The following is a 25,966-nucleotide window of genomic DNA, read 5'->3' on the forward strand; positions in this document are numbered from 1 at the left end:
ATGGGACGCATCATTTGCTGCGGGCTTGGCCCTGGCGATCCGGATTTGATGAGCGTGCGCGCCGACCGGACGGTGCGTGCCGCGAAGCACGTCGCCTATTTTCGCAAGAAGGGCCAGCACGGACAGGCGCGACGCATTGTCGAAGGCATGCTCGCCGCCGACGTCAGCGAGTATCCGATGGAATATCCGGTCACGACCGAGATCGCGTTCGACAGTCCGGACTATGCGCGGCTGCTTGCGGGCTTCTATGACGAATGGACCGAGCGGCTGGCGCGGCTCGCGCGCGCGATCGACGTCGTCGTGCTCTGCGAGGGCGATCCTTATTTCTATGGCTCGTTCATGCACCTGCATACGCGCCTGCAGGGGCGGGTCGAGATCGAGGTGATTGCCGGCATTCCCGGAATGGTCGGTTGCTGGAATGCGGTCGGCCGGCCGATCGCGCTCGCCGACGATGTGACCACCGTGCTGATGGGCACGCTGCCGGAGGCTGAGCTCGAGCAGCGGATGCGCGGCTCCGACGCGCTGGTCGTGATGAAGACCGGCCGCAATCTGAAAAAGATCCGCCGCGCGCTCGCGTCCGCGGGCCGCATCGACGATGCGTGGCTCGTCGAACGCGGCACCATGCCGGATCAGCGGGTCGCGCGGCTCGCCGATCTCGCTGAGGCGGACTGTCCGTATTTTGCGATCGTGCTGGTGCACGGGCAGGGGCGGCGCAGGGAGGCGGCGCAATGACGGGCACGCTGACCATCGCGGGGCTGGGGCCGGGCGACGAGTCGCTGATCACGCCGGAGGTCTCAGCTGCGCTCGCAACGGCGACCGACATCGTCGGCTATGCGCCTTATGTGACTCGTGTGCAGCCGCGCGACGGGCTCACGCTGCATCCCTCGGACAATCGCGTGGAGTTGCAGCGCGCTAGCGAGGCACTGCGGCTAGCGTCTGAAGGCCGGCGCGTCGTGGTGGTGTCATCAGGCGACCCCGGCGTCTTCGCAATGGCGTCCGCCGTGTTCGAAGCACTCGAGGACGCGCCGCAATGGCACGACCTCACCATTCGCGTCCTGCCCGGCGTGACCGCGATGCTGGCGGCGGCGGCGAGTGCCGGCGCGCCGCTCGGCCATGATTTTTGCGCGATCAACCTCTCCGACAATCTAAAACCCTGGCCGCTGATCGAGCAGCGCCTGCGGCTCGCGGCCGAAGCCGATTTCGCGATCGCGATGTACAACCCGCGCTCGGCCAGCCGGCCGGAAGGTTTTGCGCGGACGCTCGAGATCTTGAAAGAGGCGGGCTGTGGCGAGCGGATCGTGATTTTCGCGCGCGCCGTCAGCACGCCCGAGCAGCGGATCGAGACGGTCGAACTGCGCGACGCGAAGCCCGAGATGGCCGATATGCGGACGCTTGTGATCGTCTGTAATTCGACGACGCGGCGGGTCGGCCGCTGGGTCTATGCGCCGAGGCAGGTCCGATGACCGAGCCATTCCATCACCTCGCTCACGCTTTCCACCCGCTGCCTCTCGGGCAGCGGCGGCCGCGTGATCATGATGACGGGAAGGCCGAGCGTGCGGGCGGCGTCGATCTTGGCGCGCGCGCCACCTCCGCCGGAATTGCGGGCGACGATCCACGCGATGCGACGCGCACGCATCATCTCGAGCTCGTTGTCGAGCGTGAATGGCCCGCGCGAGACGATGACGTCGGCACCGGGCAATGGCAGCCTCTCGTCGGGTGGGTCGACGAAACGCAGCGTATAGGCATGCTGCGGCTGGCTGCCGAAGGGCGCGATGTGCTGGCGGCCGATCGCGAGGAACACGTTGGCGCGGCTGTCCGGCAAGGCCGCGACCGCCGATACGACGTCCGCGACCTCGATCCAGCGATCGTCGGATGTTTTGTCCCAGGGCGCACGTTCGAGCGCGAGCAGCGATGTTGCGGTTTGCGCGCAGGCGGCGATCGCGTTGCGGCTCATCTCGGCCGCGAAGGGGTGCGTCGCGTCGATCACATGCGTGATGCCTTCGCGACGCAGATAGTCGGCAAGACCATTGACACCGCCGAAGCCGCCGATCCGCGTCGGCAGCGGTTGTTCAGCGGGAGCGGCGGTGCGTCCGCCATAGGAATAGACCGCGTCGATGCCCGCGCGTGCGATTGTCGCGGCAAGCGAACTGGCGTCGGCCGTTCCGCCCAGGATCAGGGCGCGCATCATGGGTAGTCCCTGGTTGACCATCATCGGCATCGGCGAAGATGGCCTTGCCAGCCTCTCCGACGCAAGTCGAAAGGCACTTCGCGAAGCCGAAACGATTTTCGGCGGTGAACGGCATCTCGCTCTGGCCGGCATCACCGACCGCGGCCGTGCCTGGCCGGTGCCGTTCGATGCGGATATCGTGCTTGAATGCCGGGGGCGGCCGACTGTGGTGCTCGCCTCGGGCGATCCGTTCTGGCATGGCGTCGGCGGAAGCCTTGTCGGGAAATTGCAGGCCGGAGAGTGGGTCGCGCATTCCGCACCGTCGACGTTCTCGCTGGCGGCGGCACGTTTGGGCTGGCGGCTCGAGAACGTCGTCTGCCTCGGCCTTCATGCCGCACCGTTCGAACGGCTGTTGCCGCATCTCGCGCGCGACGCACGGATCATCTGCCTGGTGCGCGATGGCAGCGCGGCTTCCGATCTCGCGCGATGGCTCACGGACCACGGCTGGGGTCCGTCGGCGATGTGGACGCTTTCCGCACTTGGCGGACCGCGTGAATCCATCGCGCAGCATCGCGCCGCCAGCTACGCTGGCGATTCAAACGACAGCTTGGTCGCTGTTGCACTGGAGGCGACGGGAGCGCAGGGGATCGCGCGCAGCTCGGGTCTTCCCGACGCACTCTTCGTGCACGACGGACAACTGACGAAACGGCCGGTCCGTGCGCTTGCGCTGTCGGCGCTTTCGCCGCGGCCTGGTGAGCGGCTATGGGACGTCGGCGCGGGCTCGGGCTCGATCTCGATCGAATGGGCGCTCTGTGGCGGGACGGCGATCGCCGTCGAGGCTCGCGGCGAACGCGCCGCCAACATCCGCAGCAATGCTGCGAGCTTTGGCCTGACGCATCGGATTACGATCATCGAAGGCGAGGCCCCCGGCATTCTGTCAGACCTCGAAGCGCCTGATGCCGTGTTCATCGGTGGCGGCCTCGATGCTGATATGTTCGATGCAATCTGGTCGCGCATCGCGCCGGGCGCGCGGCTGGTCGCGCATGCTGTGACCTTGGAAACCGAGGCGCTGCTCTCCGATCTGCACCAGCGCCATGGCGGCGAATTGATGCGCCTGGAGATCGCTCAGGCCGAGCCGTTGGGCCGGTATCGCTCCTGGAAGGCGGCGCGGCCGATTGTCCAATGGAGCGTGGCTCGATGAAGGTCGTGGGCCTGGGATTCAGAAGCAATGCCAGTGTCGTGTCCTTGCGCGATGCGCTCGATGCGGTCGGCGGTTCCAAGGGGCTTGCGGCGATTGCAACAGTGAGTGACAAGGCCGATGCGGCGGCATTGAAGGCGCTGGCCCAGGAACTGGGATTGCCGATCCGAAGCATTCCTGCCGAGATGTTGGCTAAGATAAAGACCGCAACGCAATCCGAACTCATCAAGGCCAGGTTCGGGACGGGATCGGTTGCCGAAGCCGCCGCAGTCGCTGCCGCAGGGCGCGGCGCTCGCCTGATTTCGGTCAGGGCCGTGTCGCAGGATCGGATGGCTACTGCGGCGATCGCAGAAGGAGACGGCGAATGACGGTGCATTTCATCGGCGCAGGGCCGGGCGCCGCCGATCTCCTGACCCTGCGCGGGCGCGATCTCATCGCCGCTTGCCCGGTCTGTCTCTATGCCGGGTCGTTGGTCCCCGCGGGCGTGTTGGCGCATTGCCCGAAGGATGCGCGCATCGTCAACACGGCATCGATGTCGCTCGACGACATCATCGCCGAGATCGCCGCGGCGCATGCCGAGGGCAAGGACGTCGCGCGGCTGCATTCGGGCGATCTCTCGATCTGGTCGGCGATGGGGGAACAGCTGCGCCGATTGCGCGCGTTGCAGATTCCCTATTCGGTCACGCCCGGCGTGCCGGCTTTCTCGGCGGCCGCGGCGGCACTGGAGGCCGAGCTGACGCTGCCCGGCCTCGCACAGTCGGTGGTGCTGACCCGCACGCCGGGCCGCGCCAGCGCGATGCCTGACGGCGAGACGCTCGCAGCCTTTGCCGCGACCGGCGCGGTGCTCGCCATCCATCTGTCGATCCATCTGCTGGACAAGGTCGTCGCTGAGCTCACGCCGCATTATGGCGCCGACTGCCCGGTGGCGATCGTCTGGCGCGCGAGCTGGCCGGAACAGCGCATCGTGCGTGCCACGCTTGCGACCCTCGATGCCGCGGTCGGCCCCGAGCTCGAACGCACCGCGCTTATCCTGGTCGGCAAGACGCTCGGCGCCGGCGAATTCGCCGAGAGCCGTCTCTATGCGGCCGACTATGACCGCCGCTATCGGCCGGTGGGGCCGGAGCCGCGCTTTCCGGACTCATCGCGATGACCGCGGGGCTCGTGATCTCGGCACCGGCATCCGGCGTCGGCAAGACGACGCTGACCCTGGCGCTGGCGCGCGCCTATCGCAATCGCGGGCTGAAGGTGCAATGCCTCAAGAGCGGGCCCGACTACATCGATCCCGCCTTTCACGCGGTCGCAACGGGACGCGCATCCGTCAACATCGATAGCTGGGCGATGGCGTCGGGTGCGATCGCGCATCTGGCAGGCCGCGGTGCGGACGCCGATCTGGTGCTGGCCGAAGGCTCGATGGGATTGTTCGACGGCGTCGCCGCGCGTGGTGTCTCGGGCACTGGCGCCACCGCCGATATTGCAGAGATGATGGGATGGCCTGTGCTGTTGGTGATCGATCCCTCCGGCCAGGCACAGACCGCTGCGGCCGTCGCGGCGGGATTGCGCGATTTTCGCGCCGGCGTGCGGCTTGCCGGTGTCGTCCTAAATCGCGTCGCCAGTGCGCGGCACGAAGCGCTGGTGCGCAGTGCCATGGCGGGGGCGGGCATTCCGGTGTTGGGTGCGCTTCCCCGCCACGCCGAGATCGCCTTGCCGAAGCGGCATCTCGGCCTGGTGCAGGCCGAGGAGCAGGCCGAGATCGACGGTCTGATAAGCGAGGCCGCGCGCTTCGTCGTCGAGCATGTCGATCTCGACGCCGTGTTGCAATCGGCGCGCGCCTGGTCGCCGCAATCGGCCGCGCAGGGCATCAAGATCACGCCGCCGGGCCAGCGGATTGCGCTCGCGCGCGACGCCGCATTCTCGTTCGTCTACCCGCACGTGCTGGAAGCATGGCGCGCGGCCGGCGCAGAGATCGTGACGTTCTCGCCGCTTGCCGACGAAGGTCCCGACGCGAACGCCGATGTGTGCTGGCTGCCCGGCGGCTATCCCGAGCTGCATGCCGCACGGCTTGCTTCCAACACGCGATTTCTTGGGCAGTTGCGCGCCTTTGCTGAGACGAAGCCGGTTCATGGCGAGTGCGGCGGCTACATGGTGCTGGGCACGGCGTTGACCGATGCCGAAGGCGTGCGCCACCCGATGGCGGGCTTGCTCGGCCTTGAGACCAGCTATGCCAAGCGCCGCATGCATCTGGGCTACCGGCTCGCCGAACTGGCCGCGGCGATGCCCGGGCACGGTCCAGGCGCGCGCCTGCGCGGCCACGAATTTCACTATTCGACGATCATCACGCAGCCGGACACGCCGCTCGCGGTGGTGCGCGATGCGACCGGCGCGATCGTGGCCGAAACCGGATCGCGGCGGGGTAACGCAACGGGTACATTCTTCCATCTGATCGCGGAGGACCGATGAGCGGATTCGTCTCCTTCGTCTCGGCCGGCCCCGGCGATCCCGAACTCCTGACCATGAAAGGGGCCGCGCGGCTGCGCGAGGCCGATGTGGTTCTCTACGATGACCTCGCCTCGGGTGCGATCCTCGATCTCGCGCGCTCCGGCGCCAATCTCGTCGCAGTCGGCAAGCGCGCCGGCCGCCTCTCGGCGAAGCAGCATCATGTCAGCCGGCTGCTGGTCGACTACGCGGCGGCCGGCGTGCGCGTGGTGCGGCTGAAATCCGGTGACGCCGGCATCTTTGGGCGGCTCGAGGAGGAGATCGAGGCGTTGCGCGCGGCCGGCATCGGCTATGAGATCATTCCCGGCGTGACCTCAGCCTCGGTTGCAGCGGCGCAGGCCGGCATTCCGCTGACGCGGCGGCTGACCTCGCGCCGGGTCCAGTTCGTGACCGGCGCCGACGTCACCGGCGAGTTGCCCGCGGATTTGAATTGGGCAGCGCTGGCCGATCCGGAAGCCACCACCGTCGTCTATATGGGCCGGCGCACCTTTCCGGCCTTGGCCGCGAAGCTGATCGCACATGGCCTTTCCCCCGAGACGCCTGCGCTGCTGGCGGAGTCGCTTGGCCACGCCGACGAGCGGATTGTCCGCACCACGATCGCAGAGCTGGCCGAACGGCTCACGCATGCAGGCGCTGCCACCGCGGCTGCCGTCATTCTGTTCGGCGCGCTGGCGCCGGATCAAGGTTGATACGGCCATGTTGACGCTGTCCCTGATCGGTATTGGTTGTGGCGATCCCCGGCAGCTCACCCTTGCTGCGATCGCCGCCATCAATGCCGCCGACCTGGTCCTGATCCCGCGCAAGGGGACCGCGAAGTCCGATCTCGCCGATTTGCGCCGAACGATCTGCGCAGAGGCGTTGAACAACGACCGTACGCGCATTGCCGAGTTCGACCTGCCGGTGCGTGACGCCGGTGAGGAGGACTATCGCAAGGGCGTCGACGATTGGCACGATGCGGTCGCCGCGGCCTGGTCACAGGAAATCGCGCGCCATCTCGGCGGCGAGGGGCGCGTCGCCCTGCTGATCTGGGGCGATCCCTCCCTCTACGACTCGAGCCTGCGGATCGCGCAACGGCTCGATCCGTTGCCGTCGATCGAGGTGATCCCGGGCATCACGTCGATCCAGGCGCTGTGCGCGGCGCATGCGCTGCCGCTCAACGAGATCGGCGAGCCGTTCCTGGTCACGACAGGCCGGCGGTTGCGCGAGGCCGGCTGGCCCTCCGGCGTCGACACCATCGTCGTGATGCTCGACGGCGGCGCAGCCTTCCAGACGCTGGATCCGGAGGGCTTAAAGATCTGGTGGGGCGCCTATCTCGGCATGCCCGATCAGATCATCATGGCGGGGGAGTTGGCCGAGGCGGGCCCTCGCATCGTCGCTGCGCGGCGTGATGCGCGTGAGCGGCACGGCTGGATCATGGACAGCTACGTCCTCAAGCGGCGATCGTGATCGAGGAATTGCGTCGGCATTCCACGGAGCAGGGCGGCTATCCGGTCTTCAGCCCGCGAATCGAGGGTTGTATCGTCAGGCGGTAGGCCACGAGCTTGTCGCCATCGAACTGTTCGAGGGTTGTCTCGCAGACCGGGCAGCGATACTCGCCCTTGCTCCCTGATCCGGATGACAGCTCAAGGCGCCGGAATCCGGCCCCGCAGCGCGGACATGTGACGTCGTCCTTCTTCATCAACTCACCCCAGAACAACACCGGCGGTATCTTGTAACCCGGACCGCACGACAGAACTATGGTCATGGCCGGGAGAGCGACCGATCATTCCTGCATGGCAACGCCGATGCGATCCAGATCGAACATCCCGACCGCCAAACCGATCCCGCCCAGGAACGGACCGGCAACTGCAACGCATTCCGCAAACTCGGCAACAGCTTATGGCGTAACGTCGAAGCACGGTCTGACCCTTGCCCGCAGCGCAACAATGGGCTGCAATGTCGCGACGCCCGCAGTCCCTCCGATCCCCGATCAACGCGCGATCGCCGGCGAACGCGAGGTTCGCCGGCGATCCTTCGCCATCAGCGGACGCCACCTATTGCCGCATCAGGCGAACCACGTCCTGCCGCAGCAGGTAGAGCGACACGGCGAGCAGAACGACGTCCTTCATAAGGAAGGGCACGTTGCCGGTCATCGCGGGGAAGCCTCCGGCGGCAACGTCCCAACCATCAGGCATGAACGGGATGATGGTGACCGTCGCGATGAAGGTGCCGGTCGAGCCGATGGCGCCGAGCACGCCGAGGCGCTTGTCCCAGAAGCCCGCCAGCAGCAGCGAGCCGAACGTCCACTCCGAGGCGCCGAGGAAGTAGCTGGCGCCGGCATGGCCGAAGGCTGGATAGAGCCACCAGATCAGTGGCCCGTTGCTGATGAACGGGACCAGCCGTTCGAATTCGTACGGAAACCATTTCTGGTACCCGAAGAACAGAAACATGATCACCATCGCGGCCCGGACGACGTGGTAGTCGAGATCCTCGGCAAGCAGGCCGGACCTGTAGAGTGCGCTGGCAAGTGGACTTTGCGTGGTGTTGGTAAGTGTGCTCATGGTCGTGATCTCTTCGTGTGACATCGTTCGGTCGCTCTAGGCGACCGCGGGGAAGTCGATGTCGGTGTCGTTGATGCGGTTGAAGACGTTGGTGAAGACGATGGTCGCGAACGCCAGGCTGATCTCGACCAGCTGCGCGTCGCTGTAGCCGGCGGCCTTGATCGCGGCGAAATCTTCGTCGCTGACGGTGCCGCTCGACTGTGCGAGCTTGCGGACAAAGCCGATCAGCACATCGGACTTGGCATCACCGGTCGGCGCGCCGTCGCGGATCTGCTTCAATGCGTCAGCCTTCACGCCGGCAAGCTTGGCGAGGTGAGAATGCGCGGCGACACAATAGTCGCAGCCGCCGGCCGCGCTGATCACGAGCTTGATGATCTCCCGATCGCGCTTGGAAAGGCTGCCGCCAGCGAGCACCGCATCGGCGGCAAGCATCGACTTGAGCGCGGCCGGGCCGTGGGCGGCGATCGCCGCGTAGGCGTTCGGGACGCTGCCGGCCGTCTTCTTGATCTGGGCGTAGATCTGGCCCGACGGACCGGTATCGGTTTCGAGATTGGGAACTGAGAGACGAGACATGGTGACACTCCGTGTTGGGGTTGGTGAGCGATTGCGGAGTGACAATAGGATCGGGATATGAGACACTGAATGTCTGTTGAGCTCATATATATGCTCAATCGTCTCAATCCGGTCATATGAGGGGACTGCCATGGACTGGCTCAGCCGGCTGTTCGAGATGATGCCGGTGCGTGGGCGGCTCGATATTCGCTGCAGCTACAGCGTGCCCTGGCGCATCGACCAGGGGCCGGGCGCGACTAACGAGATCCCCTACCATGCAGTGCTTGCCGGCTCGGCGATCCTGGACGATCCCACAGGCGGTCGGCCGTTGCTGCTGAAGACCGGCGACATTCTTCTGCTGCCCGGCAACCCGCGACACGTGATGCATGACGGCAGCGGGACGCCGCCGCTGCCGGCGCGCAACCGGGCTGCACAGAATTTCACGATCAGCGAGAACCTGGGTTCGGACGAGCGGCTTGATTTGCTGTGCGGACACTTCGCGATTGCACCTCCGCACGACCGTCTGTTGCGCACCTATCTTCCGCCGCGTCTTGTCGTGCACGCCAGCCCGCGGATGGGAAAAGGGACGGCCGCGCAGCTCGCCGGACTGGTGTCCCTGATGCGCAGCGAAACGGCCGACGATCATCTCGGCGGCCGCGCCATGCTGGACGCGCTGTCCACTGCGATGTTTGCGCTTGTGCTGCGGCTTGCGAGTGAGACCGATGACAGGTCACACGGTCTGCTTGCGCTGGTCGGCGATCCCCGTCTTGCGCCGGCGGTGGCGGCGATGTTCAACCAGCCTGCGCGCGCATGGTCGCTGCCGGAGCTTGCGCGTGTCTGCAACATGTCGCGCGCCACGCTCGCACGCCAGTTCCAGGAGAAGCTCGGGCGATCGCCCAGCGATCTGCTCACCGATATCAGGATGACGCTTGCGGCGAACGAGTTGAAGAGATCATTGCATTCGACCGGCGCCGTTGCGGAGATGGCCGGCTACCAGTCCGAAGCCGCATTTCAGCGCGCCTTCAAGAGCCACATGGGTGTGACGCCGGCGCAATGGCGAAAGACGCAGCACTCCGTAGAGGATGGGCTGGCCGGACCTGGCACACCGGCAGATCCGAATGGGAGTTCGCCGGCTGCGCATGAATAACCTGCAAGAGACAAGCGGCCGATGGCTGGTCGCCACCGGCCGCTTGCGCGCTGTCATGCCTTCACGGCGGCCGCCTGCTGGAGAATTGCGATCATGTCCTCCGGCTCCGGGCGGCGGGTATAGTCGGGGTTCACCTCCGAGTAGAGGATCACGCCGTCCTGTCCGATGACGTAGCGGGCCGGCATCGGCAACGTCCAGCTCGGATCGTCGTTGAAGGTCGGCAGGTCGTTCTTCAGCTGCTTGTAGAGCGCGACCAAATAGTCGGGCAGATGGAAGCGCAGTCCGAAGGCGTCGCCGATCTGGCCCTTCGCGTCGGACAGGATCGGGAAGGAGAGCTTGTTCTGGCGCACCGACTTCCGGCTGTTCGGCGCGGTCTGCGGCGAGATCGCGACCAGCGAGGCCCCGTATCTGTCGAATTCCGGCTTGGCGGCTTCCAGCGCCTGCAGCTCCATGTTGCAATACGGGCACCAGACGCCGCGGTAGAAGCTGAGCACCAGCGGGCCGCGCTTCAACAGGTCGGCCGAGTTGACGATATTGCCGTCGGGGCCCCGGAGCGAGAAGGCAGGGGCGACATCGCCCGCCTTCTTGGCGCGCTGGGCGGCACCGGATGCGATCAGCTCCGCGGTGGCGCGGTGCATGATCTCGATGACGGCTGGCGGAACGTTGTAGGGCGGCTTTCCGGCTTCGAAATCGGTCTTGAAGGCGTCGAGCTTGGCTTGAAGCGACATGGCGGTTCTCCTTGGCTTCTGCGTGGTGGACGGCAGCGCCGTCCGTTTGTTGAAATCACACGCGGGAAGCTAAAGGAGATGGCCGCGCAGGGTAGCGCTGCCGCTGGACTAAGGCTTATTCCCGTTCGGAATAGGCGCCGATCGCTTCACCCGCCGGATGACGCGTCATGCATTGAAGCAGCGCTCAAAGAAGTTCACGAATGCGCGGGCCTTGGCGGTCGCGGCGCGCCCGGTCGGCAGCACGGTCCAGAGATCGAGCGCGGGCAGGCTCCATTCCGGCAGGACCGCACGCACCGTGCCCGATTTCAGTTCGGGGCTGAACATCCACTCCGAGGCGATCGCGAGCCCGGCATCGGCGAGCACCGCAGCCCGGACGCCTTCGGCCGCGGTCACCCGCAACCGGCTCCGCACCGTGACGGCCAGTTCGGTGCTCTCGCGCTGAAAGGACCACACGCTGCCCTCGCGGAGATAAACGACGGCCTGGTGCCGGCTCAGTTCGCTCGGCGTGGCAGGCGTGCCGGCGCGGTCGAAATACGCCGGCGTACCCAGCACGAGGCGCCTACATCTTGCGACACGGCGTGCGGTCAGCGTCGAATCCGTCATCTTGCCCATCCGCAGTGCGACGTCGATACCTTCCTGCACAAGATCGATCTGGCGGTCGTCGAGCACGACCTCGAGCTCCAGCTCCGGATGCTGCGCGAGAAACTTCGGCAGCATCGGAATGAGATGGATCCGGGCGAAGGTGACGGCGGCGCAGATCCGCAATCGGCCCTTGAGACCCGCTCCGGCGCCGCGCGCCGCGATCTCGGCCTCGGCCGCCTCTTCAAGCGCGCGCCTGGCGCGCTCGAGATAGCCGAGCCCCGCTTCGGTCGGGGTGAGCCCATGGGTCGAGCGCGTGAGCAGCTTGACCCCGAGAAATTCTTCGAGCTGCGCGACCGATTTCGAGACCGCCGGCTGGCCGACCCGGAGCTGTCGCGCCGCTCCGGAGAACGAGCCGGTCTCGACCACCCGCACGAATGTCTCCATCGCCGCCAAGCGATCCATGGCTATTCTCCACAGGAATGAGCGATCATGCCCATCCTGTCACGGTCCGAGGCGATTGGCCATTTCAGACGCGCGCCGGCAGCGGAGCTGGCAGGCTACGACTTGCGATGCCTGGCATTAACCGCGATCGCGGCGGCGGCGGTGCGGTTCTCGACGCCGAGTTTGGCGTAGATCTGCTCGAGGTGCTTGTCGACGGTGCGTGGGCTTAAGCCCAGGATCTGCGCGATGTCGCGGTTGGTCTTGCCCTTGGAGAGCCAGGACAGCACCTCGCCCTCGCGGGTGGTCAGGCCGAGCTCGCTGGAGAACTCGGCCGGCATGTCGCCGCTGGTGTCCTTGGCCAGCCGCAGCAGGAATTCGTTGGGCCCGAGCTTGCCCATGAATTGCAGCCGAAGCTGCTCGCTGCCGGGGAATGTCGCTACCGTCGCGGTCTTCGCCCCGGCCTTGCCTTTCTGCGCCTGGTCAAGCCATTGCGGCATCGGCTCGGGCAGCACGAAATTGTCGGCGGCGTCGGCGAGCGTATCCGAGAGGAGTCTCTGCGCCTGTGGCGTTGCCCATAGCAGCGTGCCCGAGCTGTTGACCGCGAGCAGATAGCGGCCGGAGACGTCGAGCGCGGCGCGGGCACTCTGCGTCATCCGCGCGTTGGCGAGATGGACCCGGATGCGCGCCAGCATTTCCTCGATCACGATCGGCTTGGTGACATAGTCGACGCCGCCGGCCTCCAGCCCACGCACGATGTGCTCGGTTTCGGCCAGCCCCGTCATGAAGATGATCGGCACGCCGTCGAGCCCGGCGTCGCGCTTCAGCCGCCTGCAGGTCTCGAAGCCGTCCATGCCGGGCATCACGGCATCGAGCAGCACGATATCGGGGGTGATCTGGTCGACGATGCGCATCGCGGAGGCGCCGTCGAGCGCGACCATCACGGTCATGCCGGCGCCGTCGAGCGCGTCGGTCAGCAGGCGCAACGTCTCGGGCGAGTCGTCGACGACAAGGGCAACGTCGCGCTTTCGCTGTTCAATGGTCATAGCTGTGCAATGTTTTCAACGTCGCCATATATTGATCAAGATCGAACCGGTCGATTAGCGTGCGCATCTGGCCGACGAAATCGGCATGTTCGGGACATTCGTTGCCGATCTCGTCGAGCTTGAGCTGGATCGCCCTGATATAGCCGAGCTGGCCGAGGCTGATCAGCTCTTCGACATATTTCACCGGTGGGCGCGAACCCGTGTCGGGCTTCCATTGCGGGGGTGGAATCTGCTCGGCCTCATATTGCCACTCGATCTTGAGCAGCTGGCGGATACTCTCGAGTAGCCGCGGGATGTCGATTGGCTTCATCAAATAGCCGTCGTGGAACGGTTGCGCCAGCGGCGAGCCATGGGCTTCCAGCGCGCTGGCCGAGATCATCAGGATTCGTGCCTGGTGATGGCCTTCGGAGCGCAAGGTTTCAGCAACCGTCCAGCCGTCCATGCCCGCCATCGAGATATCGAGCAGGAACATGTCCGGCCGGCAATGCTGCGCGAGGGCAAGGCAGCCCGGCCCGTCCGGTGCGCTGAGCAGGATGAAGCCGAGCGGCGCCAGGATCTCGCGCAGCAGGTCGCGATGCGTCGGGTCATCGTCGGTGATCAGGATGGTCTTGCGCGGGCCGTGATAGCCGTAAACCGGAGCGTCGACCGGCGCATCGCGGCGTGGATTGGTGACCTCGGAGAGCAACAGCTTGACGCGGAAGGTGCTGCCCGTGCCGACCGTGCTCAGGACCTTGATGTCGCCGCCCATCACGCCCGCGAGCAGGCGGCTGATGGTCAGGCCAAGCCCGGTGCCGGTCTGCGGCTGAGTGACGCCGAGCGCGCCGCGCTCGAAGGGCGCGAAGATCCGCTCGAGATCGTCGGGCTGGATGCCCGGCCCGGTATCGATCACCTCGAACTCGGCGACAGGGCTGCGGTAATGCACGATGAATTGCACCTTGCCGGTCTGCGTGAACTTGATCGCGTTCGAGAGCAGGTTGATCAGGATCTGCCGCAGCCGCTTCTCGTCGGCATAGACCACGAGGGGCAGCACGGCCGGCCGCCTGAACACGAAGTCGATGCCCTTGGCCGCGGCCTGCAGGCGGAACATGCCGACCAGCTGCTCAAGGAAGTCGTTTAGCCGCACCTCGTCGCGCGACAGATAGAGACGGCCGGCCTCGATCTTGGAGATGTCGAGGATGCCGTCGATCAGTCCCGACAAATGGTCCGCGCTCCGACGGACCACGCGCACTTGCCCGCGTGGCCGCACCTGGAGGCTGTCGTCCTGCTCCAGCAGCTGCGCGTAGCCGGAGATCGCGTTCAGCGGCGAGCGGAGCTCGTGGCTGAGACCGACGACGTATCGGCTCTTGGCGAGATTGGCGGCCTCGGCGACTTCCTTGGCACGCTGCAATTCGGCATCGGTGCGCTTGTGGGCGTCAATCTCCTGGATCAGCAGCGTGGTCTGGCGGCGTGTTTCGTCTTCCGCGGCGCGCCGGCTCTGTTGCGCCAGCACGAACAGCCAGGCGACGACGCCGATGATCAGGGTCAGCGCAAAGAACACCTTCCACAGCACGTCGGCCAGCAATTCGTTGGCATGCACGGCCGCGGTGGTCTGCAGGTAGATCAGGCCGAGCACCAGCGCCACGAGGCCGGCCGAGACCGCGAACACGCCGAGGTAATGGCCGAGCTGCGAGTTGATGCGGGCGTAGATCGGCTGCGGCATCACTTTGCCCAAGGCGTCCGACACTTGCGCGCCGATCCGCCCATGCGGCTTGCAGAGGTCGTGGCAGCGTGCGTCGAGCGAGCAGCACAATGAGCAGATCGGGCCGGCATAGGCCGGGCAGGCGGCCATGTCCTCGGGCTCGAACGCATGCTCGCAAATACAGCACTGGATCGATTCAATGTTCTGCCAGCTCCGCTTCGGCTTGCGGGCGATGTAGTACTTGCCGTCGGTCGCCCAGGCAATCAGGGGAGCCGTGATGAAGGCGACCGCAAGCGCGACGAAGGCGGACAGCGCTTTCGCGGTCGGGCCGAACAGGCCGTAGAACGCGCTGATCGAGACCACAGTCGCGATCGTCATCGCGCCGACGCCGACCGGGTTGATGTCGCAGAGATGGGCGCGCTTGAACTCGATGTGCTGCGGCCGCAAGCCGAGCGGCTTGTTGATGACGAGATCGGCGACCAGCGCACCGACCCAGGCGATCGCGACATTCGAGTAGAGCGCCAGCGTCTGCTCCAGCGCCTTGTAGACGCCGATCTCCATCAGCAGCAGCGCGACGACGACATTAAACACCAGCCACACCACGCGGCCGGGATGCGAATGGGTGAGGCGGGAGAAGAAGTTCGACCAGGCGATCGAGCCGGCATAGGCATTGGTGACGTTGATCTTGACCTGCGACAGGATCACGAAGGTCCCGGTCAGCGCCATTGCGAGATCCGGCTGCGACAGCACGTAGCGGAAGGCTTCGAGATACATGTTGGCCGGCTCGGCCGCGTGCTCCGCCGAGACGCCGTGGCTGAGCGCGAAGAAGGCCAGGAACGAGCCGGCCAGCAGCTTGAGCGCGCCGAGCACGATCCAGCCGGGACCGGCAGACAGCAACGCGATCCACCAGGCCTTTCGCGAGGTGCGGCGGTCGCGCGGCAGGAAGCGCAGGAAGTCGACCTGCTCGCCGATCTGCGCGACCAGCGCGAACACGACGGAGGCCGCCGTGCCGAACAGCAGGAGATCGAGGTTGCCCGCGGGGTCGCCGTGCTCGCCGGCGAACTTGCGCCACTCGGTGAACGAATGCGGATTGGCCCAGGCGATCGCCGCGAACGGCATGATGTGGAGGATCACCCACAGCGGCTGGGTCCAGAGCTGGAAGCGGCTGATCAGCGTGATGCCGTAGACGACGAGCGGAATGATCACGACCGCGCTGATCAGGTAGCCGATCGGCCGCGGGATGCCGAAGCACATGTCCAGCGCGCTGGCCAGGATCACGGCCTCGATCGCGAAGAAGATGAAGGTGAAGGAGGCGTAGATCAGCGAGGTGATGGTCGAGCCGATATAGCCGAAGCCGGCGCCGCGGGTCAGCAGGTCGATGTCGATGCCGCTTTTCGCGGCATGGTAGGCGATCGGCAGTCCGCAGAGGAAGATGATGACGCTGACGACCAGGATCGCGGCCGAGGCGTTGATCGCGCCGTAGTTCAGCGTGATGGTGCCGCCGATCGCTTCCAGTGCGAGGAAGGAGATCGCGCCGAGCGCGGTGTTGGCGACGCGGGCGGCGGACCAGCGCCGCGCGCTCTTGGCGGTGAAGCGCAGCGCGTAGTCTTCCAGCGTCTGGTTGGCGACCCATTGATTGTATTGGCGCCTGACGCGGTCTATCCGCTGCCGCCCTGCCACTCGCTCTTACTCCTGGTCCACGATGCTTCGATCGCGGGCAAATCCCGTACCAAAAACCTACGTCGCTATTTTGCGGTGCAGTATACGCGATCTCACGTATCAGTGCGCTGCACAAAAGTGAGCAATCCTCGCCCGATCAATAAGCGTTCTCGAACCAATGGGGTGCTCATGTCAGACGAAACCAAACCAGGCCTGAAGTCTCCGCTCCGGCGCAAGCTCTTGATGGGAATGGCGGCTTTGCCGGCCGTTTCGATGCTGGGCCGTCCGGCATTTGCCGACGTTCCTGCAACCTCCGCGGTCAACACCACGGGTCTTGCAGTCACCGATAGCGAAGTCACGGTCGGCATCCTGCACTCGGTGACCGGCACCATGGCGATCTCGGAGACCGGATCGGTCGAGGCCGAGAAGCTCGCGATCGAGCAGATCAACGCCGCCGGCGGCGTGCTCGGCCGCAAGATCAAGTTCATCCAGGAAGACGGTGCGAGCGACTGGCCGACCTTCGCGGAAAAGGCCAAGAAGCTGCTGGTCAATGACAAATGCGCTGCCGTGATGGGCTGCTGGACCTCGGCCTCGCGCAAGGCGGTGCTGCCGGTGTTCGAGCAGTACAACGGCATGCTGTACTACCCGACCTTCTATGAAGGCCTCGAGCAGTCCAAGAACGTGATCTACACCGGCCAGGAAGCGACGCAGCAGATCATCGCGGGCCTCGACTGGGTCAACAAGACCAAGGGCGCCAAGAGCTTCTATCTGCTCGGCTCGGACTACATCTGGCCGCGCACCTCGAACAAGATCGCGCGCAAGCACATCGAGAACCATCTGCAGGGCTGCAAGGTGGTCGGCGAGGAATACTTCCCGCTCGGCTCGACCCAGTTCAACTCGGTGATCAACAAGATCAAGCTGACCAAGCCCGACGTGATCTATGCGATCATCGTCGGCGGCTCCAACGTCGCGTTCTACAAGCAGCTCAAGGCGGCCGGCATCGACCTGTCGAAGCAGACGCTGCTGACGATCTCGGTCACCGAGGACGAGATCGACGGCATCGGCGGCGAGAACATCGCGGGCGCCTATGCCTGCATGAAATACTTCCAGTCGCTCGACAATCCGAACAACAAGGCCTTCGTGCCCGCGTTCAAGAAGATGTGGGGCGAGAAGACCGTGATCGGCGACGTGACGCAGGCCGCCTATCTCGGCCCGTGGCTGTGGAAGTTGACGGTGGAGAAGGCGGGCTCCTTCGACATCGACAAGATCGCGGCGGCTTCCCCCGGCGTCGAGTTCAAGGGTGCGCCGGAAGGCTATGTCCGGATCCACGAGAACCATCACCTCTGGTCGAAGACCCGTGTCGGACGCGCCAAGGCCGATGGCCAATATGAGCTGATCTACGAGACCGCCGATCTCGTCGAGCCGGATCCGTTCCCCAAGGGCTACCAGTGAGTTCTGGCGCGTAAAGCGCAACCTCACTTCAACGCATCGTGGCGTGGACGTCATCGTCCACGCCACGGAACGAGCGCCGCTTGACCGGCGGCGCGCGCCCCTTGGAATGACGGAGGACCAGATGTTCGGCGACTATTCGATCAGCGATCTCGGCGCCATCCTTGCGATGCAGGGATTTGCCGGGCTCATCCTGTTCTCCGTCTATGTGCTGATGGCGCTGGGGCTTGCCGTCATCTTCGGCCAGATGGGCGTCATCAACATGGCCCATGGCGAGTTCATGATCCTGGGCGCCTACGTCACCTGGATGACGTCGAACGCCGTGCAGCACGTCGCGCCCTGGCTGTTCCCCGGCTACTTCTTCATCGCGATGATCCTGGCGTTCATCGCCTCCGGCGCGCTCGGCATGCTGGTCGAATGGGCGCTGATACGCCATCTCTACAAGCGTCCGCTCGATACGCTGCTGGCGACCTGGGGGCTCAGCCTGATCCTGCAGCAGGCCTATCGCTCGATCTTCGGCGCGCGCGAGGTTGGCGTCGAGCTGCCGGACTGGATGATGGGATCCTGGCAGGCCACCGACTCGATCCAGATCCCGATCAACGGCATGTTCGTGATGGCGCTGACCATGCTGATCACGATCGCGGTCGCCTACGTGCTGTTCTGGTCGAGCTGGGGCAAGCAGGTGCGCGCCGTGGTGCAGAACCGCGTGATGGCGGGCGCCGTCGGCATCAATACCGAGAAGGTCGATCGCTACACCTTTGGTCTGGGTTGCGGCATCGCCGGGATCGCGGGCTCGGCCTTCACCATGATCGGCTCGACCGGGCCGACCGCGGGCCAGCTCTATATCGTCGATACCTTCCTGGTCGTCGTGTTCGGCGGCGCAGCCTCGCTGTTCGGTACCATCGCCTCCGCCTTCTCGATCTCGCAGACCCAGTCGACGCTGGAGTTCTTTCTGTCGGGATCGATGGCGAAGGTGATCACGCTGCTCACGATCGTCGCGATCCTGATGGTGCGTCCGCAGGGGCTCTTCGCGCTCAAGGTCCGCAAATAAGAACAAGCAGGCAGGTCATGGTCATCAACTCGCGCTTCTTCAATCGCTCCGAACTGCTCGGCTTCCTTGCGCTCGCGGTGCTGCTGCTTGTCATCCTGCCGCTGTCGCTGGATATCTTCCGCCTCAACCTGGTCGCCAAATATCTGACCTACGCCTTCGTCGGCATCGGGCTCGTGCTGTGCTGGGGCTATGGCGGCATCCTCAGCCTGGGGCAGGGCGTGTTCTTCGGCCTCGGCGGCTACTGCATGGCGATGTACCTCAAGCTCGAGGCATCCTCGGTCGCGAACACCAAGATCCAGTCGACGCCGGGCATCCCGGACTTCATGGACTGGAATCAGATCACGCAGCTGCCGCTGTTCTGGAAGCCGTTCCATAGTTTTCCGGTCACGGTGCTGGCGATCTTGCTGGTTCCCGCCTTCTTCGCGCTGATCATCGGCGCTGCGATGTTCAAGCGCCGGGTCGGCGGCGTGTACTTTGCAATCATCACGCAAGCGATCGCCGCGATCCTCACCATCCTGATCGTGGGGCAGCAGGGCTACACCGGTGGCATCAACGGCATCACGGATCTGCGCACGCTGCACGGCTGGGACATCCGTACCGATCACGCCAAGTTCATTCTGTATTTCGTCGAGGTTGTGCTGCTGTTCGGATGCATCGTTGCCGCGCAATTCATCCGGCTGACAAAACTCGGGCGCATCCTGGTGGCGATGAGGGAGCAGGAGGATCGCGTGCGCTTCTCCGGTTACAGCGTCGCCAATTTCAAGATCTTCGCGTTCTGTGCCGCGGCGGTGTTCGCTGCGATCGGCGGCGCCATGTTCACGCTCGAGGTCGGCTTCATGTCGCCGTCCTTTGTCGGCATCGTGCCGTCGATCGAGATGGTGATCTACACGGCGGTCGGCGGCCGGATGTCGATCTTCGGCGCGGTCTGGGGCGCGTTGCTGGTCAATTTCGCCAAGACCAGCCTCTCGGAATCCTTCCCGCAGCTCTGGCTGTTCGGCCTCGGCGCGCTGTTCATCGCGGTTGTGCTGGCCTTCCCGAACGGGCTCTCCGGCATCTGGGCTGATCATATCCAGCCCCGCATCGATCGCCTGTTCGCATCACGCAAATCGAAATCGGCGGCCGGCCTGATCGCCGACGGCGCACCGGCCGAGTGAGGAGGGACCATCATGCTCGTCGGCAATCAGCCCAAGGACTTCCTGCTCGCGGTCTCCGGACTCACCGTGTCCTTTGACGGCTTCAGGGCCGTCAATGATCTCTCCTTCTATGTCGAGGAGAACGAGATCCGCGTCATTATCGGCCCGAACGGCGCCGGCAAGACGACCGTGCTCGACCTGATCTGCGGCAAGACCCGGGCCACGTCTGGCTCGATCCAGTTCCGTGGCCAGGAGCTGACCCGGCTGCGCGAGAACGAGATCGTGCAGGCCGGCGTCGGCCGCAAGTTTCAGACGCCGTCGGTGTTCGAGGACCTCACCGTGTTCGAGAACCTCGAAATCTCCTACCCGCGCGGCCGCACCGTGTTCGGCTCGCTGACCTTCCAGCGCGACGCCGCGGTCAAGCAGCGGGTCGAGGAGGTCGCCGAGATGATCTTCCTGAAGGACCGGCTCAATACCTATGCCGACCAGCTCAGCCACGGCCAGAAGCAGTGGCTCGAGATCGGCATGCTGCTGATCCAGGACCCGGACCTCTTGATGCTGGACGAGCCGGTCGCCGGCATGAGTGTGTCCGAGCGCGCCAAGACTGCCGAGCTGCTCAACCGCATCATCAAGGACCGTTCGGTGCTGGTGATCGAGCACGACATGAAGTTCGTCGAGGACATCGCGCACAAGGTGACGGTGCTGCACCAAGGCCAGATCCTGTCCGAGGGAACGATGGAGCACGTCAAGAACGATCCAAAAGTGATCGAAGTTTACCTGGGCCATTAAGGAACACCGCGATGCTGGCAATCAATGATCTTCACGTCGCCTACGGCCAGAGCGAGGTGCTGCACGGCCTCAATGTCTCCGTCGCGCCCAACGAGATCGTCGCGATCATGGGCCGCAATGGCATGGGCAAGACCACGCTGATGAAGTCGCTGATGGGCATCCTGCCGGCCAAGAGCGGCAAGGTGACCATGGACGGCACCGAGCTTGGCGCGATGAAGAGCTACGAGCGGGTGGCGAAGGGGCTCGCTTACGTGCCGCAGGGCCGCATGATCTTCTCCACCATGACGGTGAAGGAGAACATCGAGACCGGGCTCGTGGTGTCAGGCGGCTCCGAAGTGCCCGGCGACATCTATGAGCTGTTTCCGGTGCTGCTCGAGATGAAGGGCCGCCGCGGCGGCAATCTCTCGGGCGGACAGCAGCAGCAGCTCGCGATCGCCCGCGCGCTCGCCACCAAGCCGAAGGTGTTGCTGCTGGACGAGCCGACCGAAGGCATCCAGCCGTCGATCATCAAGGATATGGCCCGCACCCTGAAGCGGATCCGCGACGAGCGGGGGCTGTCGATCGTCGTCTCCGAGCAGGTGCTGAGCTTCGCGCTCGACATCGCCGACCGCGTGCTCGTCATCGAGAACGGCGAGATCGTCCGCGACGATCCGCGCGCCAGCGTCGATGCCGCGCAGATATCCAAATACTTGTCTGTCTAACAGAGCGTGATCCGGAAAAGTGTGAAGCGGTTTTCCGATCAGATCACGCTCAAACTTTTAACTATGTAAACGAAGGGGAGCATCTCGATGCCTGATACACTGATCAAGGTCGATCTCAGCAAGTCGGCCTATGAAAACGACAAGATTCACAACCGCTGGCATCCCGAGGTTCCGATCGTCGAGTGGGTCAGCCCCGGCGACGACTTCATCATCGAGACCGTCGACTGGACCGGCGGCTTCATCAAGAACAACGATTCCGCCGACGACGTGCGTGACATCGATCTGTCGATCGTGCACTTCCTCTCGGGTCCGATCGGCGTCAAGGGCGCCGAGCCCGGCGATCTCCTCGTCGTCGACTTGCTCGACGTCGGTCCGCTGAAGGAGAGCCTGTGGGGCTTCAACGGCTTCTTCTCCAAGCAGAATGGCGGCGGCTTCCTCACCGACCATTTCCCGCTGGCGCAGAAGTCGATCTGGGACATCAAGGGCCTCTACACCTCGTCGCGTCACATCCCGGGCGTGAATTTCGCCGGCCTGATCCATCCCGGCCTGATCGGCTGTCTGCCCGATGCCAAGATGCTGGCGGCCTGGAACAAGCGCGAAGCCGAGCTGATCGCGACCAACCCGACCCGTGTGCCGGGTCTCGCCAATCCGCCGTTCGCGCCGACCGCACATGCCGGCCAGGCCAAGGGCGACGTCAAGGCCAAGATCGGCCTTGAGGGCGCTCGCACTGTGCCGCCGCGCGAGCATGGCGGCAATTGCGACATCAAGGATCTTTCGCGCGGTTCGAAGATCTATTTCCCGGTCTATGTACCGGGCGGCGGGCTTTCGATGGGCGACCTGCATTTCAGCCAGGGCGACGGCGAGATCACCTTCTGCGGCGCCATTGAGATGGCCGGCTGGCTGCACATCAAGGTCGACGTCATCAAGGACGGCGTCTCGAAATACGGCATCAAGAACCCCGTGTTCAAGCCGTCGCCGATCACGCCGAACTACAAGGACTATCTGATCTTCGAGGGTATCTCGGTCGACGAGGCCGGCAAGCAGCACTATCTCGACGTCCACATCGCCTATCGCCAGGCTTGCCTGAACGCGATCGAGTATCTGAAGAAGTTCGGCTACTCCGGCGCCCAGGCCTATTCGATCCTCGGCACCGCGCCATGTCAGGGCCATATCTCCGGCGTGGTTGACGTGCCCAACGCCTGCGCCACACTGTGGCTGCCGACGGAGATCTTCGACTTCGACGTGATGCCGTCGTCGGCGGGACCGATCAAGCATATCAAGGGCGACGTGCAGATGCCGATCTCTCCCGACAAGTGATCCGTGATCCCTGCGCGAAGGATGCGGGACGGCTGCGTATTGGCCGCCCCGCATCCGCCGCCAGACGTCACACACGACTGCGCAAGGATTAAGGAAATGCCGATCTACGAATATCTCTGCAACGACTGCGGCCCGTTCACCGACATGCGGCCGATGGCGGAATGCGACCTGCCGCAGGACTGCCCGCAATGCGAGACGACGTCGCCGCGGGTGATTCTGACCGCGCCGGCGTTCTTCTGCATGCCGTCGGATAAACGCAAGGCGTACGCCACGAACGAGCAGAGCCGGCACGCGCCGAAGACGCTCGATCAGTACAAGGCCGCGCACGGCCCGGGCTGCGGCTGTTGCTCTACGGACAAGAAGAAGCCGGCACGGCTGATGACCAAGACCAAGAGCGGCGCCAAGGGCTTTCCGACCGCGCGTCCCTGGATGATCAGTCACTGACGGCGTGGCCAATCGTCGGTTTTCCTCAAACTGGCGCTGCTTCGTCATGGCCGGGCTTGTCCTGGCCATCCATGTCTTTCTTGCCCGATTGAAGCAAAGACGTGGATGCCCGGCACAAGGCCGGGCATGACGGAGCTAGTTAAGAAATCTCGATTTCGTTGCTCGCACTTCGAAACAGGCTCTCAGGCCTGTTCGGCGACCTTCAAGGCCTCGGTGCGGATCTCCTCGACCAGCCGCTCCTTCAGGGCGACGAATTCGGGCGTGGTCTTGATCTTGTAGGAGCGCGGATGCGGCAGGTCGACCGCGATCTCGGCCTTGATGCGGCCGGGACGCGCGCTCATCACAATGACCCGGCTGCCGAGGAAGATCGCCTCCTCGATGTCGTGGGTGACGAACAGCACCGTCTTCTGGTCGCGCTCCCAGATCCCGAGCAGCATCTCCTGCATCAATGCGCGCGTCTGGTTGTCGAGCGCGCCGAACGGTTCGTCGAGCAGCAGGATCTTCGGATTATTGGCCAGCGCCCGGGCGATCGCCGTGCGCTGCTGCATGCCGCCCGACAGCTGCTTGGGCCAGTGGTTTTCGAAGCCCGATAGCCCGACGCGGCGGATGAAGGCGTCGGCGACGTCATGGCGCCCTTGTTGCGGAACGCCGCGCTCGCGCAGGCCGAAGGCGATGTTCTCGCGCACGGTCAGCCACGGAAACAGGGTGTAGGACTGAAACACCATGCCGCGATCGGCGCCGGGGCCGGTGACCTCACGGCCATCGAGCGTGACGCGTCCGCTGGTCGGCCGGTCGAGCCCGGCGATGATCCGAAGCAGGGTGGACTTTCCGCAGCCGGACGGGCCGAGGATGGTGACGAAGTCGTTGTCGCCGACATCGAGCGTGGTCGGCTCGAGCGCCCTTGTCGGCGCGTTGCCGGCGCGGGCGGGGAAGGTTCGCGAGACCTGATCGATCCTGAGCGCGGTCATGCGAGCTTCCATGGGAACAGCCAGGCGTTGAACGCCTTGAACAGGAAGTCGGAAATCAGGCCGATCAGCCCGATGACGATGATGCCGAAGATGATCTGGCCGGTGTTGAGCAGCGCCTGGCTGTCGGTGATCATGTGCCCGATGCCGGACGACGAGCCGATCAGTTCGGCCACGATGACGTAGGTCCAGGCCCAGCCCAGCACCAGCCTCAGGATCTCGGCGATCTCGGGCGCGGCGGAGGGCAGCAGCACGCGGCGGATGACACCGCTGTCGCGGGCGCCGAGCGTGTAGGCGGCTTCGACCAGGTCGCGCCGTGTGGCGCCCACCGTGACGGCCACCATCAGGATGATCTGGAACACCGCGCCGATGAAGATCACCAGCAGCTTTTGCAGCTCGCCGATGCCCGCCCACAGGATCAACAGCGGGATGAAGGCCGATGCCGGCAGATAGCGCGCAAAGGAGACGAAGGGTTCGAGGAAGGCCTCGACCGGCTTGTAGGCGCCCATCAGCACGCCGAGCGGCACGGCGATGATAGCTGCAAGGGCAAAGCCGCCGATGACGCGCCAGATCGTCATGCCGATGTCGAACAGGAAGCCTTGCTTGGCGAGCAGCTCATAGCCTTCCTGCACCATAGTCAGCGGGTTGGCGAGGAATGTCTTTGATACATGGCCGCCGAACGTCGCCCAGGACCAGAGGGCGACGAACAGCACGAAGAAGGCGAGGCCGTAGGTCACGCGCTGCTTCGATGTTGTGGGCTCGAGGGGACGCATCAATTGATCCAGGCGTATCTCATGTGCCGGTCCCGCTCGCTTTGCCGCGAGGCGGGACCGGCCGAAATGATGGCTGCGTTACTTGATGAAGCTCGCGTCGTAGATGTCTTCGACCTTCGGCGCGGCCTTGATGATGCCGACCTCGAGCAGGAGCTCGGCGGCATCCTTGTTGAAGGTGAGGAAGTCGCCGGCGAAGAATTTCTGGTTGGCGGCCTTGTCCTGCCAGCGCAGGTACTTTGCCGAGTTGCCGAACTGCTCGCCGGACTGCTTCACGTCGGCGCCCATGATCTCATAGGCCTTGGCCTGATCCTTGGCGATCATGTCGAGCGCCTCGAAATAGCTGTTGGCCAGCGCCTGGGCCGCCTTCGGATTGTCGGTCAGGAATTTCGGGGTGCAGCCGAACGTGTCCATCACAATCGGATAATCGAGCGTGGTGGCGATGATCTTGCCCTTGTCGGGCGCGGCGCGCACCGTCGACAGATAAGGCTCGTAGGTCATTGCGGCGTCGTTCTGGCCGGAGACGAAGGCCTGCGCCGCGGCGGCCGGCTCAAGATTCACGACAGTGACATCCTTCACCGAGAGGCCGTTCTTCTTCAGCATCCAGGCCAGCGCGAAGTAGGGCGAGGTGCCCGGCGCCGATGCCGCGACGGTCTTGCCCTTCAAGTCCTTGATCGCGGCGACGTCGTTGCGCACGGCCATGCCGTCGGCGCCATAGCTCTTGTCGAGCTGGAAGATCTGCTTGGTCGCGACGCCATTGGCGTTCCAGGAGATCCAGGTCTCCACCGTCGTTGCCGCGCACTGGATGTCGCCCGAGGCGATCGCGAGATGCCGGTCCTTCTGCGGAATCTTCTTCAAGGTCACGTCGAGGCCGTTCTTCTTGAAGATGCCGGCCTCCTTGGCGAGCGTCAGCGGCGCGAAGCCGGTCCAGCCGGAGATGCCGACGCCGACCTTGACGTCATCCGCGAACGCGGCGGTGGACGCGAGCAAGGCTGCGATTGCGGGCAATAGCTTGAACGAACGCATGATTGTCGACCCCTTGGACGATGGATTGAACCTGTTGATGTCTTCACGTCGGTCGCGGCGGATTGCCGCATCAGAAACGTTGGTGGATGGTGG

The 25,966-nt window shown here is 64.8% G+C and carries 27 protein-coding genes; 16 read left to right on the forward strand and 11 right to left on the reverse strand.

All coding sequences use genetic code 11. The annotated features are described in order from the left end of the window. Both Q0030_RS14345 and cobJ read left to right on the forward strand, forming a co-directional pair. Complete coding sequence (locus Q0030_RS14345) at positions 1 to 732, forward strand: precorrin-2 C(20)-methyltransferase (protein ID WP_298367864.1); 732 nt, start codon at positions 1 to 3, stop codon at positions 730 to 732. Beyond that, positions 729 to 1,463 (forward strand): precorrin-3B C(17)-methyltransferase, encoded by a 735-nt coding sequence (gene cobJ, locus Q0030_RS14350; RefSeq protein ID WP_298367867.1) that lies wholly within the window; start codon positions 729 to 731, stop codon positions 1,461 to 1,463. The genes Q0030_RS14345 and cobJ overlap by 4 nt, the downstream gene beginning before the upstream one ends. Here the strand turns inward: cobJ and Q0030_RS14355 are convergent. Then, entirely contained in the window at positions 1,439 to 2,188 is a 750-nt protein-coding gene (locus Q0030_RS14355; RefSeq protein WP_298367869.1) for a cobalt-precorrin-6A reductase, read from the reverse strand. The genes cobJ and Q0030_RS14355 overlap by 25 nt on opposite strands. Between Q0030_RS14355 and cbiE the strand changes: the two genes are divergently transcribed. The 6 genes from cbiE to cobF are packed head-to-tail and all read left to right on the forward strand — an operon-like array spanning position 2,187 to position 7,304. Beyond that, positions 2,187 to 3,368, forward strand: coding sequence for a precorrin-6y C5,15-methyltransferase (decarboxylating) subunit CbiE (gene cbiE, locus Q0030_RS14360; protein ID WP_298367872.1), 1,182 nt, complete (start codon positions 2,187 to 2,189; stop codon positions 3,366 to 3,368). The two genes, Q0030_RS14355 and cbiE, sit on opposite strands and share 2 nt — an antisense overlap. Then, entirely contained in the window at positions 3,365 to 3,733 is a 369-nt protein-coding gene (locus Q0030_RS14365) for a cobalamin biosynthesis protein (protein WP_298367876.1), read from the forward strand. The genes cbiE and Q0030_RS14365 overlap by 4 nt, the downstream gene beginning before the upstream one ends. After that, a complete protein-coding gene (gene cobM / locus Q0030_RS14370; protein WP_298367878.1) occupies positions 3,730 to 4,515 on the forward strand; it encodes a precorrin-4 C(11)-methyltransferase in 786 nt (261 codons plus the stop codon). The genes Q0030_RS14365 and cobM overlap by 4 nt, the downstream gene beginning before the upstream one ends. Beyond that, positions 4,512 to 5,822, forward strand: a complete 1,311-nt coding sequence (locus Q0030_RS14375) for a cobyrinate a,c-diamide synthase (protein WP_298367881.1) — start codon at positions 4,512 to 4,514, stop codon at positions 5,820 to 5,822. Before cobM ends, Q0030_RS14375 begins: the two co-directional genes overlap by 4 nt. Continuing rightward, a complete protein-coding gene (cobA, locus tag Q0030_RS14380; RefSeq protein ID WP_298367884.1) occupies positions 5,819 to 6,547 on the forward strand; it encodes a uroporphyrinogen-III C-methyltransferase in 729 nt (242 codons plus the stop codon). The genes Q0030_RS14375 and cobA overlap by 4 nt, the downstream gene beginning before the upstream one ends. A 7-nt stretch (positions 6,548 to 6,554) precedes the next feature. Continuing rightward, a complete protein-coding gene (gene cobF / locus Q0030_RS14385; RefSeq protein ID WP_298367886.1) occupies positions 6,555 to 7,304 on the forward strand; it encodes a precorrin-6A synthase (deacetylating) in 750 nt (249 codons plus the stop codon). A gap of 37 nt (positions 7,305 to 7,341) precedes the next feature. Here cobF and Q0030_RS14390 read toward each other — a convergent pair whose 3' ends face one another. The 3 genes from Q0030_RS14390 to Q0030_RS14400 form a co-directional block, all read right to left on the reverse strand. Beyond that, positions 7,342 to 7,536 carry a hypothetical protein gene (locus tag Q0030_RS14390; RefSeq protein WP_223968606.1) on the reverse strand — a complete coding sequence of 65 codons (195 nt, stop codon included), beginning with the start codon at positions 7,534 to 7,536 and terminating at the stop codon, positions 7,342 to 7,344. 355 nt (positions 7,537 to 7,891) lie between these two features. Beyond that, positions 7,892 to 8,398: a DUF417 family protein gene (locus Q0030_RS14395; RefSeq protein WP_298367890.1), complete on the reverse strand. Its 507-nt coding sequence runs from the start codon at positions 8,396 to 8,398 to the stop codon at positions 7,892 to 7,894. Positions 8,399 to 8,434: 36 nt separating this feature from the next. Then, the gene (locus tag Q0030_RS14400) at positions 8,435 to 8,971 is read right to left on the reverse strand and encodes a peroxidase-related enzyme (RefSeq protein WP_298367893.1); all 537 of its coding nucleotides are present in this window, start codon (positions 8,969 to 8,971) and stop codon (positions 8,435 to 8,437) included. Between the two features lie 130 nt (positions 8,972 to 9,101). Between Q0030_RS14400 and Q0030_RS14405 the strand changes: the two genes are divergently transcribed. Further along, positions 9,102 to 10,097: an AraC family transcriptional regulator gene (locus Q0030_RS14405; RefSeq protein WP_298367895.1), complete on the forward strand. Its 996-nt coding sequence runs from the start codon at positions 9,102 to 9,104 to the stop codon at positions 10,095 to 10,097. A gap of 53 nt (positions 10,098 to 10,150) precedes the next feature. Here the strand turns inward: Q0030_RS14405 and Q0030_RS14410 are convergent, their stop codons facing one another. The 4 genes from Q0030_RS14410 to Q0030_RS14425 all read right to left on the reverse strand — a co-directional run bounded on the left by Q0030_RS14410 (position 10,151) and on the right by Q0030_RS14425 (position 16,249). Beyond that, positions 10,151 to 10,825, reverse strand: a complete 675-nt coding sequence (locus Q0030_RS14410; protein ID WP_298367898.1) for a peroxiredoxin-like family protein — start codon at positions 10,823 to 10,825, stop codon at positions 10,151 to 10,153. Between the two features lie 165 nt (positions 10,826 to 10,990). Next, positions 10,991 to 11,869: a LysR family transcriptional regulator gene (locus Q0030_RS14415; protein WP_298367901.1), complete on the reverse strand. Its 879-nt coding sequence runs from the start codon at positions 11,867 to 11,869 to the stop codon at positions 10,991 to 10,993. A gap of 95 nt (positions 11,870 to 11,964) precedes the next feature. After that, entirely contained in the window at positions 11,965 to 12,891 is a 927-nt protein-coding gene (locus tag Q0030_RS14420; RefSeq protein WP_298367902.1) for a response regulator transcription factor, read from the reverse strand. Then, a complete protein-coding gene (locus Q0030_RS14425) occupies positions 12,881 to 16,249 on the reverse strand; it encodes an ATP-binding protein (RefSeq protein ID WP_298367905.1) in 3,369 nt (1,122 codons plus the stop codon). The genes Q0030_RS14420 and Q0030_RS14425 overlap by 11 nt, the downstream gene beginning before the upstream one ends. A 168-nt stretch (positions 16,250 to 16,417) precedes the next feature. On the opposite strand from Q0030_RS14425, the gene urtA reads away from it, so the two are divergent. From urtA to Q0030_RS14460, 7 genes are all read left to right on the forward strand, one after another. After that, positions 16,418 to 17,680, forward strand: a complete 1,263-nt coding sequence (gene urtA / locus Q0030_RS14430) for an urea ABC transporter substrate-binding protein (RefSeq protein WP_050400067.1) — start codon at positions 16,418 to 16,420, stop codon at positions 17,678 to 17,680. Positions 17,681 to 17,801: 121 nt separating this feature from the next. Next, positions 17,802 to 18,728, forward strand: coding sequence for an urea ABC transporter permease subunit UrtB (gene urtB, locus Q0030_RS14435; RefSeq protein WP_298368056.1), 927 nt, complete (start codon positions 17,802 to 17,804; stop codon positions 18,726 to 18,728). 17 nt (positions 18,729 to 18,745) lie between these two features. Next, positions 18,746 to 19,882: an urea ABC transporter permease subunit UrtC gene (urtC, locus tag Q0030_RS14440; protein ID WP_298367912.1), complete on the forward strand. Its 1,137-nt coding sequence runs from the start codon at positions 18,746 to 18,748 to the stop codon at positions 19,880 to 19,882. 12 nt (positions 19,883 to 19,894) lie between these two features. Further along, positions 19,895 to 20,650: an urea ABC transporter ATP-binding protein UrtD gene (gene urtD, locus Q0030_RS14445; RefSeq protein ID WP_298367915.1), complete on the forward strand. Its 756-nt coding sequence runs from the start codon at positions 19,895 to 19,897 to the stop codon at positions 20,648 to 20,650. Between the two features lie 11 nt (positions 20,651 to 20,661). Then, on the forward strand, positions 20,662 to 21,351 hold the full coding sequence (gene urtE / locus Q0030_RS14450; RefSeq protein WP_050400072.1) for an urea ABC transporter ATP-binding subunit UrtE: 690 nt from the start codon (positions 20,662 to 20,664) through the stop codon (positions 21,349 to 21,351). Positions 21,352 to 21,438: 87 nt separating this feature from the next. Continuing rightward, a complete protein-coding gene (fmdA, locus tag Q0030_RS14455; protein WP_176532317.1) occupies positions 21,439 to 22,668 on the forward strand; it encodes a formamidase in 1,230 nt (409 codons plus the stop codon). Between the two features lie 96 nt (positions 22,669 to 22,764). Next, positions 22,765 to 23,112 carry a zinc ribbon domain-containing protein gene (locus tag Q0030_RS14460; protein WP_298367923.1) on the forward strand — a complete coding sequence of 116 codons (348 nt, stop codon included), beginning with the start codon at positions 22,765 to 22,767 and terminating at the stop codon, positions 23,110 to 23,112. A 182-nt stretch (positions 23,113 to 23,294) separates the two neighbouring features. Here the strand turns inward: Q0030_RS14460 and Q0030_RS14465 are convergent, their stop codons facing one another. The 3 genes from Q0030_RS14465 to Q0030_RS14475 form a co-directional block, all read right to left on the reverse strand. Next, positions 23,295 to 24,080 carry an ABC transporter ATP-binding protein gene (locus tag Q0030_RS14465; protein WP_298367925.1) on the reverse strand — a complete coding sequence of 262 codons (786 nt, stop codon included), beginning with the start codon at positions 24,078 to 24,080 and terminating at the stop codon, positions 23,295 to 23,297. Next, entirely contained in the window at positions 24,077 to 24,850 is a 774-nt protein-coding gene (locus Q0030_RS14470; protein ID WP_298367928.1) for an ABC transporter permease, read from the reverse strand. The genes Q0030_RS14465 and Q0030_RS14470 overlap by 4 nt, the downstream gene beginning before the upstream one ends. A gap of 78 nt (positions 24,851 to 24,928) precedes the next feature. Next, complete coding sequence (locus tag Q0030_RS14475; RefSeq protein ID WP_298367930.1) at positions 24,929 to 25,873, reverse strand: ABC transporter substrate-binding protein; 945 nt, start codon at positions 25,871 to 25,873, stop codon at positions 24,929 to 24,931. Positions 25,874 to 25,966 lie beyond the last annotated feature (93 nt).

Origin of the sequence: uncultured Bradyrhizobium sp. (assembly GCF_947648125.1) — a bacterium.
In the GTDB taxonomy this organism is placed as follows: Bacteria; Pseudomonadota; Alphaproteobacteria; order Rhizobiales; family Xanthobacteraceae; genus Bradyrhizobium.

Excerpts from the sequence above, each read along its gene's own strand:
- Q0030_RS14365 (WP_298367876.1), top strand. The coding sequence starts at position 3,365 with ATGAAGGTCGTGGGCCTGGGATTCAGAAGCAATGCCAGTGTCGTGTCC.
- cobF (WP_298367886.1), top strand. The coding sequence starts at position 6,555 with ATGTTGACGCTGTCCCTGATCGGTATTGGTTGTGGCGATCCCCGGCAG.
- Q0030_RS14375 (WP_298367881.1), top strand. The coding sequence starts at position 4,512 with ATGACCGCGGGGCTCGTGATCTCGGCACCGGCATCCGGCGTCGGCAAG.
- Q0030_RS14475 (WP_298367930.1), bottom strand. The coding sequence starts at position 25,873 with ATGCGTTCGTTCAAGCTATTGCCCGCAATCGCAGCCTTGCTCGCGTCC.
- Q0030_RS14470 (WP_298367928.1), bottom strand. The coding sequence starts at position 24,850 with ATGCGTCCCCTCGAGCCCACAACATCGAAGCAGCGCGTGACCTACGGC.
- Q0030_RS14395 (WP_298367890.1), bottom strand. The coding sequence starts at position 8,398 with ATGAGCACACTTACCAACACCACGCAAAGTCCACTTGCCAGCGCACTC.
- urtE (WP_050400072.1), top strand. The coding sequence starts at position 20,662 with ATGCTGGCAATCAATGATCTTCACGTCGCCTACGGCCAGAGCGAGGTG.
- Q0030_RS14405 (WP_298367895.1), top strand. The coding sequence starts at position 9,102 with ATGGACTGGCTCAGCCGGCTGTTCGAGATGATGCCGGTGCGTGGGCGG.
- cobJ (WP_298367867.1), top strand. The coding sequence starts at position 729 with ATGACGGGCACGCTGACCATCGCGGGGCTGGGGCCGGGCGACGAGTCG.
- cobA (WP_298367884.1), top strand. The coding sequence starts at position 5,819 with ATGAGCGGATTCGTCTCCTTCGTCTCGGCCGGCCCCGGCGATCCCGAA.
- Q0030_RS14420 (WP_298367902.1), bottom strand. The coding sequence starts at position 12,891 with ATGACCATTGAACAGCGAAAGCGCGACGTTGCCCTTGTCGTCGACGAC.
- cobM (WP_298367878.1), top strand. The coding sequence starts at position 3,730 with ATGACGGTGCATTTCATCGGCGCAGGGCCGGGCGCCGCCGATCTCCTG.
- cbiE (WP_298367872.1), top strand. The coding sequence starts at position 2,187 with ATGGGTAGTCCCTGGTTGACCATCATCGGCATCGGCGAAGATGGCCTT.
- fmdA (WP_176532317.1), top strand. The coding sequence starts at position 21,439 with ATGCCTGATACACTGATCAAGGTCGATCTCAGCAAGTCGGCCTATGAA.
- urtA (WP_050400067.1), top strand. The coding sequence starts at position 16,418 with ATGTCAGACGAAACCAAACCAGGCCTGAAGTCTCCGCTCCGGCGCAAG.
- Q0030_RS14355 (WP_298367869.1), bottom strand. The coding sequence starts at position 2,188 with ATGATGCGCGCCCTGATCCTGGGCGGAACGGCCGACGCCAGTTCGCTT.
- Q0030_RS14465 (WP_298367925.1), bottom strand. The coding sequence starts at position 24,080 with ATGACCGCGCTCAGGATCGATCAGGTCTCGCGAACCTTCCCCGCCCGC.
- Q0030_RS14415 (WP_298367901.1), bottom strand. The coding sequence starts at position 11,869 with ATGGATCGCTTGGCGGCGATGGAGACATTCGTGCGGGTGGTCGAGACC.
- urtB (WP_298368056.1), top strand. The coding sequence starts at position 17,802 with ATGTTCGGCGACTATTCGATCAGCGATCTCGGCGCCATCCTTGCGATG.
- Q0030_RS14390 (WP_223968606.1), bottom strand. The coding sequence starts at position 7,536 with ATGAAGAAGGACGACGTCACATGTCCGCGCTGCGGGGCCGGATTCCGG.
- Q0030_RS14410 (WP_298367898.1), bottom strand. The coding sequence starts at position 10,825 with ATGTCGCTTCAAGCCAAGCTCGACGCCTTCAAGACCGATTTCGAAGCC.
- Q0030_RS14460 (WP_298367923.1), top strand. The coding sequence starts at position 22,765 with ATGCCGATCTACGAATATCTCTGCAACGACTGCGGCCCGTTCACCGAC.
- Q0030_RS14400 (WP_298367893.1), bottom strand. The coding sequence starts at position 8,971 with ATGTCTCGTCTCTCAGTTCCCAATCTCGAAACCGATACCGGTCCGTCG.
- Q0030_RS14345 (WP_298367864.1), top strand. The coding sequence starts at position 1 with ATGGGACGCATCATTTGCTGCGGGCTTGGCCCTGGCGATCCGGATTTG.
- urtC (WP_298367912.1), top strand. The coding sequence starts at position 18,746 with ATGGTCATCAACTCGCGCTTCTTCAATCGCTCCGAACTGCTCGGCTTC.
- urtD (WP_298367915.1), top strand. The coding sequence starts at position 19,895 with ATGCTCGTCGGCAATCAGCCCAAGGACTTCCTGCTCGCGGTCTCCGGA.